The 11,768-nt window shown below is 72.6% G+C and carries 12 protein-coding genes; 5 read left to right on the plus strand and 7 right to left on the minus strand.

Translation table 11 applies throughout. The features are described 5' to 3' along the window. Window positions 1-35: 35 nt before the first annotated feature. Window positions 36-1,457 (plus strand): lipase maturation factor family protein, encoded by a 1,422-nt coding sequence (locus tag IG99_RS39660; RefSeq protein ID WP_037683241.1) that lies wholly within the window; start codon window positions 36-38, stop codon window positions 1,455-1,457. Here the strand turns inward: IG99_RS39660 and IG99_RS39665 are convergent. From IG99_RS39665 to IG99_RS39680, 4 genes are read right to left on the minus strand one after another with little or no spacing between them, the layout of a single operon-like run. Further along, on the minus strand, window positions 1,445-2,284 hold the full coding sequence (locus tag IG99_RS39665; RefSeq protein WP_037683138.1) for an amidohydrolase family protein: 840 nt from the start codon (window positions 2,282-2,284) through the stop codon (window positions 1,445-1,447). The genes IG99_RS39660 and IG99_RS39665 overlap by 13 nt on opposite strands. Further along, window positions 2,281-2,595: an L-rhamnose mutarotase gene (locus IG99_RS39670; RefSeq protein ID WP_037683141.1), complete on the minus strand. Its 315-nt coding sequence runs from the start codon at window positions 2,593-2,595 to the stop codon at window positions 2,281-2,283. The genes IG99_RS39665 and IG99_RS39670 overlap by 4 nt, the downstream gene beginning before the upstream one ends. Next, window positions 2,592-3,590: an aldo/keto reductase gene (locus IG99_RS39675; protein WP_037683143.1), complete on the minus strand. Its 999-nt coding sequence runs from the start codon at window positions 3,588-3,590 to the stop codon at window positions 2,592-2,594. The genes IG99_RS39670 and IG99_RS39675 overlap by 4 nt, the downstream gene beginning before the upstream one ends. Then, window positions 3,587-4,342 carry an SDR family NAD(P)-dependent oxidoreductase gene (locus tag IG99_RS39680; protein ID WP_037683144.1) on the minus strand — a complete coding sequence of 252 codons (756 nt, stop codon included), beginning with the start codon at window positions 4,340-4,342 and terminating at the stop codon, window positions 3,587-3,589. Before IG99_RS39680 ends, IG99_RS39675 begins: the two co-directional genes overlap by 4 nt. A 173-nt stretch (window positions 4,343-4,515) precedes the next feature. Here IG99_RS39680 and IG99_RS39685 point away from each other — a divergent pair, with 173 nt between their 5' ends. Then, window positions 4,516-5,217, plus strand: a complete 702-nt coding sequence (locus tag IG99_RS39685) for a FadR/GntR family transcriptional regulator (RefSeq protein ID WP_037683147.1) — start codon at window positions 4,516-4,518, stop codon at window positions 5,215-5,217. Window positions 5,218-5,354: 137 nt separating this feature from the next. Further along, the gene (locus IG99_RS39690; protein ID WP_037683149.1) at window positions 5,355-6,698 is read left to right on the plus strand and encodes an amidase; all 1,344 of its coding nucleotides are present in this window, start codon (window positions 5,355-5,357) and stop codon (window positions 6,696-6,698) included. A gap of 89 nt (window positions 6,699-6,787) precedes the next feature. Here IG99_RS39690 and IG99_RS49890 read toward each other — a convergent pair whose 3' ends face one another. Next, the gene (locus tag IG99_RS49890) at window positions 6,788-6,961 is read right to left on the minus strand and encodes a hypothetical protein (RefSeq protein ID WP_199815714.1); all 174 of its coding nucleotides are present in this window, start codon (window positions 6,959-6,961) and stop codon (window positions 6,788-6,790) included. Window positions 6,962-7,421: 460 nt separating this feature from the next. Between IG99_RS49890 and IG99_RS39695 the strand changes: the two genes are divergently transcribed. Then, window positions 7,422-7,871 carry a hypothetical protein gene (locus tag IG99_RS39695; RefSeq protein WP_037683151.1) on the plus strand — a complete coding sequence of 150 codons (450 nt, stop codon included), beginning with the start codon at window positions 7,422-7,424 and terminating at the stop codon, window positions 7,869-7,871. Between the two features lie 25 nt (window positions 7,872-7,896). Further along, a complete protein-coding gene (locus IG99_RS39700) occupies window positions 7,897-8,712 on the plus strand; it encodes an SDR family oxidoreductase (RefSeq protein ID WP_037683154.1) in 816 nt (271 codons plus the stop codon). Between the two features lie 6 nt (window positions 8,713-8,718). On the opposite strand, the gene IG99_RS39705 is transcribed toward IG99_RS39700, so the two are convergent. After that, window positions 8,719-10,230 carry an SDR family NAD(P)-dependent oxidoreductase gene (locus tag IG99_RS39705; RefSeq protein ID WP_037683157.1) on the minus strand — a complete coding sequence of 504 codons (1,512 nt, stop codon included), beginning with the start codon at window positions 10,228-10,230 and terminating at the stop codon, window positions 8,719-8,721. A gap of 172 nt (window positions 10,231-10,402) precedes the next feature. Further along, window positions 10,403-11,719, minus strand: a complete 1,317-nt coding sequence (locus IG99_RS39710) for a wax ester/triacylglycerol synthase family O-acyltransferase (RefSeq protein ID WP_037683159.1) — start codon at window positions 11,717-11,719, stop codon at window positions 10,403-10,405. Between the last annotated feature and the right edge of the window lie 49 nt (window positions 11,720-11,768).

Consider the following 11,768-nt stretch of genomic DNA (forward strand, 5'->3'; position numbering starts at 1 on the left):
CGGGGCCGGAGACGAGGGACGAGGAGCACGAGGCCGTGGAGTGGTTCACCGCACCCGACTACTGGGTGGCCCGGCTGGTCTTCCAGCGGGCCCTGGCCTGCCTGTATCTGGTGGCGTTCCTCACGGCGGCCCTCCAGTTCCGCGCGCTGCTCGGCGAGCGCGGGATGCTGCCCATTCCCCGGTTCGTCGAGCGGGTGCCGTTCAAGCGGGCACCGAGCCTGTTCCAGCTGCACTACTCGGACTGTTTTTTCGCCGTCTGCGCGTGGACGGGCTGCGCGGTGTCGGCGGGGCTGCTCGCGGGCGTGGACTCGCTGCTCCCTCTGTGGGGCGCGATGCTGCTGTGGCTCGTGCCGTGGGCGCTGTACCTGTCGATCGTCAACGTCGGGCAGACCTGGTACGGCTTCGGCTGGGAGTCCCTGCTGCTCGAAGTGGGGTTCCTCGCCGTCTTCCTCGGCAACGACGAGGTGGCCCCGCCGTTCCTGGTGCTGTTCCTGCTGCGCTGGATCCTCTTCCGCGTGGAGTTCGGCGCGGGCATGATCAAGCTGCGGGGCGACGCGTGCTGGCGGAAGCTGACCTGTCTGGACTACCACCACGAGACACAGCCGATGCCGGGCCCGCTGAGCTGGTTCTTCCACCGTCTTCCGGGCCCGTTGCACCGGGTCGAGGTGGCCGCCAACCATGTCACCCAACTCGTCGTGCCGGTCCTGCTGTTCACCCCGCAGCCGGTCGCCACGGCCGCCGCCTGCCTGATGATCGTCACCCAGCTGTGGCTCGTGCTGTCGGGCAACTTCTCCTGGCTGAACTGGATCACCATCGTGCTGGCCCTGTCGGCGCTGCGGCTGCCGGGCGAGGCGCCGTCCCTGCCCGGCGCCCCGCTCTGGTACGAGGTCGTCGTCATCGCGGTGGCCGCGCTCCTGGTGTTCCTGAGCTATCACCCGGTCGTGAACATGATCTCCCGGGCCCAGGTCATGAACCGCTCGTTCGATCCCTTGCACCTGGTCAACACCTACGGCGCGTTCGGCAGCGTGAGCCGCGTCCGCTACGAGGTGGTGGTCGAGGGTACGCACGACGACGTCCCGCGTGAGGACTCCGGCTGGCGGGAGTACGAGTTCAAGGGCAAGCCGGGCGATCCCCGGCACTGGCCGCGCCAGTACGCGCCGTACCACCTCCGGCTGGACTGGATGATGTGGTTCGCCGCCCTCTCCCCCGCCTACGCCGGGTCGTGGTTCGGCGCGATGGTCGAGCGGCTCCTGGAGAACGACCGCGACACCCTCAAACTCCTGCGCCACTCCCCTTTCCCGCCCGACGCACCGCCCCGCTACATCCGCGCCCGCCTGTTCCGCTACCGCTACACGACCTGGCGCGAGCTGCGGGAGACGGGCGCGTGCTGGGAGCGGACGTATGTCCGGGAGTACCTGCCGCCGACGCGGCTGACGGGGGCGGTTCAGAGGTCGTAGACGCGGGTGGCGGTGGTCTCGAACAGCTGGGCGCGTTCGCCGGTGCTCAGGCCGTGGGTCAGTTCCGTCGTCACGGACAGGACCTGGCCGTACGTCGCCGCCAGCGTGCACACCGGCCAGTCCGAGCCGAACATCAGGCGATCGGGGCCGAAGGCGTCCAGGACGGCCTCGGCGTACGGGCGGAGGTCGTCGGTCGTCCAGGAGGTGGGGTCGGCCTCGGTGACCATGCCGGAGATCTTGCAGACGGTGTTGGAGAGGGCGGCCAGGGAGCGTACGGAGGTCTCCCAGGGTTCTCGCTCGCCGGAGGCGATGGGGGGTTTGCCGAGGTGGTCGAGGACGAAGGTGAGGTCGGCGTGGTCGGCGGCGGCCTTGACGCAGGCCGGCAGCTGGTGCGGCAGGACGACCAGGTCGTAGACCAACCCGGCGTCGGCCACGGCGGCCAGGCCGCGCCGTACGTCGGGCCGCAGCAGCCACTCCGGATCCGGCTCGCCCTGGACCTGGTGCCGGATGCCCTTGAGGTACCGCCCGCCGGGCAGCTCGCGCAGCCGGGCCAGTTCGTCGGCGACGTCGGGGCGGGTGAGATCGGTCCAGCCGACGACGCCCGCGATCAGATCGTGGTCCGCGGCGAGGGCCAGGAACTCCGGGGTCTCCTCGGGCACGGTGATCGTCTGCACGAGGACCGTGCGCCGGACACCGGCCGCCCGGGCCTCGGGGGCGAGGTCGGCGACGGTGAAGTTCCGTCTCAGCGGCCGCAGCCCGGGGCCGGTGATCCAGTCCTGGTCACGGACGGACAGGTCCCACACGTGGTGGTGTGCGTCCACGGTCACGGCAGCTCCCATACGACGGGCAGGCCGGCGTCGGCCCCTTCGCCGGAATAGTCGTGCACCACGTCGAGCAGCTCGGCCATCCGGGCCTGCCAGGCCACGTTGACCGGCAATTTCTCCAGCTCGGCGAGGAGACGGGCGTAGTCCTCGCACTCCAGGACGTGGAAGAGGTCCGTGCCGCTGCGCCAGATCGTCCAGGAGGTGGTGCCGGCCGCGCGGATGGCGTCGGTGAGCTCCTCGGGGACCTCCCGGTGGGCGGCCTCGTACTCCGCGATCCGGTCGGCGCGGACCTTGGTGTGCAGGGCGATTCTCATGACGGCTCCTGGGGTGTTTCGTCGAACGGGACGGGCGCGTCGGGCGGCAGCAGGCCGGTCTCCCGCAGGTCCCGCCAGAACGCCGGGGGGACGGTGGCCCGGAACTGTTCGGCCCCGTCGTCCGCCTCGGCGGCCGAGCGGGCTCCGACGAGGACGCTCGCGACGGCCGGGTGGGCGGCGCAGAAGGCGAGGGCGGCGGCGCGCAGGGTCGTACCGTGGCGTTCCGCGAGCTCCTTCATGCGCAGGGCGCGCTCCATCAGCTCGGCCGGCGCCCGCGCGTAGTCGTACGTCGCCGTCGGCTTCGGGTCGGCCAGCAGGCCGGAGTTGAAGGCTCCGCCGATCACGACGGAGGTGCCGCGTTCCTGTGCCGCGGGCAGCAGCGCGGTGAGGGCGCTCTGGTCGAGGAGGGTGTAGCGGCCCGCGCACAGCACCACGTCGACGTCCGTGTCGCGGACGAAGCGGGTGAGCATCTCCGCCTGGTTCATGCCCGCCCCGATCGCACCGACCACGCCCTGAGAGCGCAGCTTCTCCAGGGCCGGGTAGCCCTCACGGAAGGCCTGTTCGGCGTGGTCGTCGGGGTCGTGGAGGTAGACGACGTCGACGCGGTCGAGGCCGAGCCGCTCCAGACTGGCCTCGAGGGTGCGCCGTACGCCGTCGGCGCTGAAGTCCCAGACCCGGCGGTGGGTGGCGGGCACGGCGAAGCCGTTGGCGAGGTCGTCACCGGTACCGTCGGCCGGTTCCAGGCGGCGGCCCACCTTCGTCGAGACCGTGTACCGCTCGCGGGGGTGCTCGCGCAGCGCGGCGCCGAGGCGGCGCTCGGACAGGCCGAGGCCGTAGTGGGGCGCGGTGTCGAAGTAGCGGACGCCCTGCCGCCAGGCCGCGGCCACGGTGTCGTACGCCCGCTCTTCGGTGACCTCGCTGAACAGGTTGCCGATGGCGGCGGCGCCGAGCCCGAGGCCGCTGACCTCGACGCCGCTGCGGCCCAGGGCGCTCACGGCCGCACCGGCCTGAGACGCAGGCCCTGCATGCCGCCGTCCACCGCGAGGGAGGTGCCGGTGGTGGCGCCGGACAGGGGGCTCGCCAGGTAGGCGATGGCGCCCGCGACCTCGGCCGCGCTGACCAGGCGGCCGGTGGGCTGGCGGGCTTCCAGGGCGGCGCGTTCGGCCACCGGGTCGTCGGTCGCGTCGAGGAGGCGGCCGATCCACGGGGTGTCGGCGGTGCCGGGGTTGACGCAGTTCACGCGGATGCCCTCGCGGACGTGGTCGGCGGCCATGGCGAGGGTCAGGGAGTACACGGCGCCCTTGGCCGCGCTGTACAGGGCCCGCTGCGGCAGACCCGCGGTGGCGACGATCGAGCAGGTGTTGACGATGGCCGCGTGGGCGGAGGCGCGCAGATGGGGCAGCGCGGCCCGGGCCGTGCGGACCATGCCGACGACGTTGACGTCGAGGACGCGGTGCCACTCGGCGTCGTCGTTGTCCTCGACGGTGCCCTGCGCTCCGATGCCCGCGTTGTTGACCAGTACGTCGAGCCCGCCCAGGTCCGCGACGACGGCCGCGACGGCCGCACGCACGGAGGCGTCGTCGGCGACGTCGGCCCGGTAGGCGAGCAGCGGCTTGTCGACCGTGGAGGTTTCCAGGTCGAGTACGGCGACGCGGGCGCCGCGCTCGGCCAGCAGCCGCGCGGTGGCCCGGCCGATGCCGGACGCGCCACCCGTCACCAGGGCGCTGAGGCCCTCGAAGTCGCTCATGCGACGTGACCTTCCTTCGATTCGAGGCGTCTACGAGCAGTTATCCGCATACTTATCAGACCACTTCCCTTCGGAAACACCCTCAGATCCAGGATTTTCCACTTCATCATCGTCATAGTGGTCGGACCACTCGGCTGACTACACTGCGCGCACCTGGCGACGGAAGGAACGGCGTGGAGGAGACGGCCCCCCAGAAGGGCACGGTGACGCAGCGTGCCATCGAGCAGATCAAGGCGATGATCGCGGAGGGTCGGCTGGAGCCTGGCCAGCGGCTGCCGACCGAGCGCGATCTCGCGGCCCGGCTCGGCATCTCCCGCAGCTCGATGCGCGAGGCGATCCGCGCCCTGACCGCCCTCGGCGTGCTGGAGGCCCGGCACGGTTCCGGGATCTACGTGACCCAGCTCCAGGCCGGCGATCTCCTGGAGACCTTCGGCGTGGTGGCCGACCTGTCCCGGGGGCCGCGCCTGGTGGAGCTCCTGGAGATCCGGCGGATCCTGGAGTCGACGGCGACCGCGCTGGCCGCCGCCCGCATCACACCGGACCAGCTGGGGACGGTGGAGAAGCATCTGACGGCGATGAACGACACCGACGACCCGGAGGAGATCCTCGCCCACGACCTCGCCTTCCACCGCGAGATCGCGCTGGCCGCCGGCAACGAGACGCTGGCCGCGATCCTTGAGGGCCTCTCCTCGCGCACCTTCCGCGCCCGCGTCTGGCGCGGCTACCAGGAGGAGGGCGCCTTCGACCGCACCCGTCGCGAGCACACCGCCATCCACCGCGCCCTGGTCACCCACGACCCGGAGGCCGCCCGCGCGGCGGCAGCCGCACACGTCGGTGAGGTGGAGGAGTGGCTGCGTTCCCAGCTCGCCCCCTGACGGCGCGCCCCTGACGGCTCGCCCCCTGACGGGGTGCCACCCCTCGACGCCACGCCGACCACGGGGCACAGTTCTCCCTGCGTACTCATGAGTACGCGCGCCCCGTCCCCCTTCGTCGTCATCACAGAGGAGCCCGTGTGACCAGCTGGGTCGGCAGGACCGCCGTCGAGATCGCCGCCGCCGTGCGCGAGAAGCGGGTGACGCCGCGTGAGGTGGTGGCGGAGCATCTCACGCGGATCGAGCGGGTCGACGGCCGGGTGGGGGCGTTCCGCACCGTGCGGGCCGAGGCGGCGCTGGTCGAGGCGGACGAGGTGGGCACCCGGGCGGACCTCGCCGAACTGCCGCTCGCCGGGGTGCCGGTGGCCGTTAAGGACAACCTCGCGGTACGCGGGGAGTCCACCCGGGTCGGCTCGGCGGCGACGCCGGACACGCCCGCCGGCGACGACCACGTGACCGTGGCCCGGTTGCGGGCGGCGGGCGCGGTGGTCGTGGGGCTGACGAACGTGCCGGAGCTCTGTGTGTTCGGCACCACCGAGGGCGTCCACGGAACCGCCCGCAACCCTTGGGACACCACGCGCACGGCGGGCGGCTCGTCCGGCGGCAGCGCGGCCGCGGTCGCCGCCGGACTGGTGCCGGTCGCCCTCGGCAACGACGGCATGGGCTCCCTGCGCATCCCCGCCGCCAACTGCGGCCTCGTCACCATCAAGCCGGGCCACGGACTGGTGCCGGCGGGGATGGGCGAGGGCGACTGGTTCGGCATGTCCGAGAACGGCCCGCTCGCCACGACGGTCGGGGACGCCCGCCTGCTGCTGTCGGTCCTCGCGGACACCGACGTCGTACGCCGGGACACGCCCGGCACCCGCAGGATCGCCGTCTCGCTGCGCAGCCCGCTCGCCGGGGTCACCATCAGCCGTCCCTACGCGGACGCGGCGCGGGACGCGGCCGCGGTGCTGATCAGAGCGGGTCACCAGGTGCGGCGCGCCGACCCGCCGTATCCGGCGTCGCTGGGCCTGACCGCGCTCGCGCACTGGACGGCGGGCACGGCCGTGGACGCCCGGGCGCTCGACCCGCGGCTGCTGGCCCGGCGCACCCGCGTGCACGCCGCCGTGGGACGGCGGTTCCTGCCGATGGTGCGCCGCGGCAGTGGCAGGGAGGCGCTGCGACGGCGCCTGGAGCCGTTCTTCGACGCGTACGACGTGCTGCTCACACCGGCGCTGGCCCGCCGCTCCCCGCAGGCGGCGCCCTGGCACGAGCGGGGCTGGGCGCGCAATCTGCTGGCCAACACCGCCTACTCGCCGCTGACCCCGCCGTGGAACCTCACGGGCTGGCCGGCGATGTCCGTCCCGTTCGGGGCGCTCCCCTCGGGCGCGCCCTGCGCGGTACAGCTGGTGGGGCGTCCCGGCTCGGAGGCGGAACTGCTGGCACTGGCGGAGCGGTTGGAGGAGCTGCGCCCGTGGCGGCGGACGGCTCCGCTCGACTGAGGCCGGAGAGGGCGGACGTTTCGACACGTAGGCATGGGCGTGCGTGTCGCACGCCCATGCCGTCGACGATCGCGAAGGGGTCCTGCCGGTCAGTCCACGCTGGGCAGGATGTGCGGCTCGGCGAGGTCGTCCTCGTAGCCCGCCAGGCGGATGGGGGCCGCGTGGGCCCACACGTCGAGGCTGCCGAGCTCGCCGCTGCGGCGGCCGGGGCGCTCCGGTCGATCCTTGGGGCGCTGTTCGCGATTCGTCTTCTCCGGTGTCACCGCGCACTCCTTATGTGTCGGGTCACCCTCGGGGCGTACCGGCCAGTCTGCGTTCCTGCGCCTGACGTCCGCTCGGGTCTGGGTCGAAACAGTTCGGACGCGGTGGCGCCGGTAACTCGTAGGAGAGCAGGCCGCTGTGAACCGGCGTGTCCCATGACGGACGGTGGGTGTGGGTAGGACCCGGTACTGCTGTCCGTCCGATACAGATTAACCAAATGAGCGGGCGGCCGCTCTATGGGGCTGAAAACTCGGTGTAACCACCGCAAGTCACACCTCTGCATAAGGCCATGAAGCGAACCCTTTTGCCGCATGATGCCCCGTTTGGAAGTCACCCGACCGGCCTACATCGGCCGAAACCGGCCGCCGTGAGGTGGGGCGGTTCAGGTGCCGTTGGCTCGGCCGAAAGCTCGCCATGATCTCCTGGCGTACCGCAACGGCTGTCTCGCGGGAGGACTGACGCATGGAACTGCGCAGCGTCGAGGAGCTGATGGACCTGCTGTATGCCTGCCGGGGCGTGCGGGACGCCCCCGACCCGGCGGGCCGCTCGGTCGACCTGCACGAGCACGCGCTGCGGACGGCCGCGCTGCTGCGCAGAAGTCGCCCCGCCGACAAGGAGCTCCAGGTGTCCGGCCTGGTGCACCCCGTCGGACGGCTGCTGCGCCCCGACGGCACGACGGCCCCGGGTCCCCACGCCGCCGAAGCGGTACGGGCGCTGCTCGGCCCGCGGGTCGCCCGTCTCGTACGTCATCACCCCGGACACGGCAGGTCCGGCGACGACGACCGGCTGAGCCTGCGCCAGGCCGCCGAGGAGGGCCGCCTCGCCGGCTTCGACGCCGGGGTGCTGGAGGACTGGCGCACGGTCCTGGAGCTGGTGGCGGCGCGCAACTCCCGCCTCGGGGCTGTCGATTGAGCGTGCGCCGTGAGACCGTACGCCGATGACGTCGTCGTACGGGTTACGCGGGCGGGCCGCTGTCGTCACGGGGGCCACGCGGGGCATCGGCCGGGCGGTCGCACAGGCCCTCGCCGACGCCGGGGCACGGGTGTGCGTGAGCGCGCGGGACGCGGACGAGGTAGGGCGCGCCGCCGCCGAACTGGGCGGGGTCGGCCTGGCCGGCAGCGTCGCCGACCCCGGGCACCCGGAGGCACTCGCCGGCCTGTGCCTGCGCGAGTTCGGCCGCCTCGACATCCTGGTCAACAACGCCGCGACCAACCAGCCCTACGGCCCTCTCATGGACGCCGACCCGGCCGTCTGGCGCGAAGCCTTCACCGTCAACGTGGAAGCACCCCTGCGGCTGACGCAGTGCGCGTGGCACACCTGGATGCGCAAGCACGGCGGCACCGTGATCAACATCTGCACGGAGGGCGCGACCCATGTCGGCCCGGGAGTAGGCGCCTACGGCACCAGCAAGGCGGCCCTGCTGCACCTCACCCGGCAACTGGCGGGCGAGCTGGGCCCGGCCGTCCGGGTCAACTCCGTCTCCCCCGGCCTCGTACGCACGGAGATGGCACGGTTCGTATGGGAGCCGGGAGAGGACGAGATCGCCTCAGGCCTGCCACTTGGCCGGATCGGAGAGCCGGAGGACGTGGCGCGGGCGGTGCTGTGGCTGGCGTCGGACGCGGCTCAGTGGATCACAGGAGCAGACCTGCTGGTGGACGGCGGCACGCAGGTGAGGGCTGCACGCGTCGCACGCCCAGGGGCGCGGGGAACGGCGCGAGAATCCCCCACAGCCCGCGCCCGCCCACCGGCCTGAAACCTCTCACCACTTACCCGGCACGTAATCCTTCAGGAAGACCCCGTACACGTCCTCCCCCGTCTCACCCCGCACCACGGGGTCGTAGACCCGAGCCGCCCCGTCCACCAGGTCCAGCGGCGCGTGGAACCCCTCCTCCGCGAGCCGCAGCTTGTCGAAGTGCGGCCGCTCATCCGTGATCCACCCCGTGTCGACCGAGGTCATGAGGATCCCGTCGGCCTGGAACATCTCCTGCGCACTGGTCCGCGTGACCATGTTCATCGCGGCCTTCGCGGCGTTCGTGTTCGGGTGCCCCGCACCCTTGTAGCCGCGCCCGAAGACGCCCTCCATCGCCGAGACGTTCACGACGTACGACCGACCGCTCGCCGCCCGCTTCGCCGCCGCGGCCATCGCCGGCCGCAGCTTGCTGATCAGGATGAACGGCGCCGTGTAGTTGCACAGCTGGGTCTCGAGGAGCTCCACCGGGGAGATCTGCTCGATGGTCTGCACCCAGGTGTTGGTGTCCACGACGTCGGGGACCAGCCCGCCCGCGTCGATGGCGGTGCCGTCGAGGTGCCGGGCGACGCTGGCGTTGCCGGCGACCAGGGCGAGGTCGGCGACCTTCTGCGCGTCGAGGCCGCTGGTGCCCAGCGGGAGCGCGGCGATACCGTCGACCGCGCCCGAGTTGAAGGCACCGATGACGTGGTGGGCGGGGAGCTCCCCGGCGGGCAGCGGGGCGCTCTCGCCCTCGACCAGGGCGGCGTAGGCGGAGGGCAGCCGGCGTACGGTCTGCGTCGCGTTGTTGATGAGGATGTCGAGCGGGCCCGCCTCGGCGACCTGGTCGGCGAGGGCGACGGCCTGCGCCGGGTCGCGCAGGTCGATGCCGACGACCTCCAGGCGGTGCATCCAGTCCGCCGAGTCGTCCATGGCCTTGAAGCGGCGGATGGCGTCCTTGGGGAAACGTGTGGTGATCGTCGTGTGGGCGCCGTCCCGCAGCAGCCGGAGGGCGATGTACATCCCGATCTTGGCGCGGCCGCCGGTGAGCAGCGCCCGCTTGCCGGTGAGGTCGGCGCGGGCGTCGCGCTTGCTGCGGTTCAGGCGGGCGCAGTCGGGACAGAGCTGGTGGTAGAAGTAGTCGACTTCCACGTACCGGGCCTTGCAGGTGTAGCAGGAGCGGGGACGCTGGAGGATCCCCGCGATCTTGCCCTCGTCCGTGATCGACGACGGCAGGATGCCCTCCGTCTCGTCGTCGATGCGCTGGGCGGAGCCGGTCGCCGTGGCCTCCGTGACCGCCTTGTCGTGGGCGGTCTTGGCGGCCCGGCGCTCCTGGCGGCGGCGCTGCTTCACCGTGCGGTAGATGCCGGCGGTCGCCCGGCGCACGGCGATCGCGTCGGGGTGGTCGACCTCCAGCTTGTCGAGCTCGTCGAGCACACTGAGGCAGACGGCGAGCCGCTCCGGGTCGATGCCGGGCCCGTAGACCATCTCCTCCATGGACTCCGTCGACTCCATGGACGCCGAGCCGTCCTCTGTCACCGTCATCGCGCTGCCGCTTCCCTGATCAACCCGCGCAGCGCTCCGACCGCGCCCGCCCTCGAACAGGCGATTTTAACGGAGCGCCGGGGCACACCTCCAAACCCGCCCGCTGAGCGCGGTCGTACTCCCGACGCCGAGTGGAGCGCCCGGAGGTGCACGAGCCCGCAAAAGGAGGTGGTCAAGAGCCGCAGGCCGTGATGAGCGTCTCCACCTCCTCGGTCAGGGCGTGTGCGAACCGGTCCAGGTCGGGGACCGCCTCGGCGTCCGCGACGAGGCCGTAGTGGACGCTGCCGCGGTACGTCGAGATGGCGACCGCGAGTGACTGGCCGGCGGCGAGCGGGGCGTACGGGAACACCTCGGTGACCGGGTTCCCGCCGAGTTTCAGGCCGAAGCTGGGCAGCGGCACGCTGGTGACCAGGATGTCGAACCACAGCCGTGCGGCCTGGGCCGCGAGCGGCCCGCCGAAGCGGTGGCCGAGCGCCGGGACGTGGTCGGCGAGCAGGGCGACGGCGCCCGCGCCGCGGTTGGGTCCGGCGTCCTTGTTGCGGTCCATGGCGGCGCGCACCACCGCGAGGCGGACGAGCGGGTCGGGCTCGTGGACGGGCAGCCTCATCAGGTAGCCGGAGAGCCGGTTGCCCTGGGGATGGGCGGTGCGCGGGCGGCGCTTGGAGACCGGGATCAGGGCGCGGGGCGCCACGCCGTCGCTGCCGTCGCCGCGCTCGTCGAGCCAGCGGCGCAGGGCGCCGGCGACGACGGCGATCGTGACGTCGTTGACGGTGCCGCCGACGACCTTGCGGATCCGGTGCACGTCGTCGAGGTCGACGACCACGCCGGCGGTGCGGCGGGTGCCGGTGGGCGCGGCGCTGAGCGCGGGGGTGGAGCGCATGCCGAGGGTGGAGACGGCGACGGAGGCCCCGATGTCGAGGGCGCGGCCCACGTCGAACAGGGCGCCGCGCACCAGCTCGGGCAGTCGGCGTACGTCGGGCAGGAGCGGGCGCGGCGGCTCGGCGGGGCGGGGCCGGGGCGCGGGCAGGTCCATGGGATCGAGGACGGCTGCGGCGAGCGTCAGCGCCCGCAGGCCGTCGGCGAGGGCGTGGTGGAACTTGAAGAGCACGGCGAAGGAGGCGCCGTCCTCACCCGGCAGCACATGGGCCTCCCACGGCGGCCGCTCGCGCTCCAGCGGTCGTTCCATGAGGCGGCCCGCGGCGGCCTGGAAGTCGCCGGTCGGGGGGTGCAGCCGGACGTGGTCGAGGGGGTCGAACTCGGGGGCGGGTTCGCGCACGGCGCTGCCGAGGGCGGACGGGCGCCACACGTCCCGGATCCGCATGCGCAGTCCGGGGACCGCGGCGGAACGGGCGGCGAGCAGGTCCGCCGCGTGGGCACCGGCGGTGGGCGAGTGGGACGTGAAGACCCCGAGAGCGCCGAGGTGCATCGGGTGCTCGGCGGTCTCGATGTTCCAGAACGCCAGGTCGAGAGGTGCCAGTGGATCAGTCAAGGGCTTGCCTCGCGTCGACGAAGGGTGGAGCAGCAGTCAATCGCTCTCG

This window comes from Streptomyces griseus subsp. griseus, from assembly GCF_000720255.1.
Classification (GTDB): domain Bacteria; phylum Actinomycetota; class Actinomycetes; order Streptomycetales; family Streptomycetaceae; genus Streptomyces; species Streptomyces griseus_I.

Excerpts from the sequence above, each read along its gene's own strand:
- IG99_RS39670 (WP_037683141.1), bottom strand. The coding sequence starts at position 2,595 with ATGAGAATCGCCCTGCACACCAAGGTCCGCGCCGACCGGATCGCGGAG.
- IG99_RS39680 (WP_037683144.1), bottom strand. The coding sequence starts at position 4,342 with ATGAGCGACTTCGAGGGCCTCAGCGCCCTGGTGACGGGTGGCGCGTCC.
- IG99_RS39695 (WP_037683151.1), top strand. The coding sequence starts at position 7,422 with ATGGAACTGCGCAGCGTCGAGGAGCTGATGGACCTGCTGTATGCCTGC.
- IG99_RS39700 (WP_037683154.1), top strand. The coding sequence starts at position 7,897 with ATGACGTCGTCGTACGGGTTACGCGGGCGGGCCGCTGTCGTCACGGGG.
- IG99_RS39705 (WP_037683157.1), bottom strand. The coding sequence starts at position 10,230 with ATGACGGTGACAGAGGACGGCTCGGCGTCCATGGAGTCGACGGAGTCC.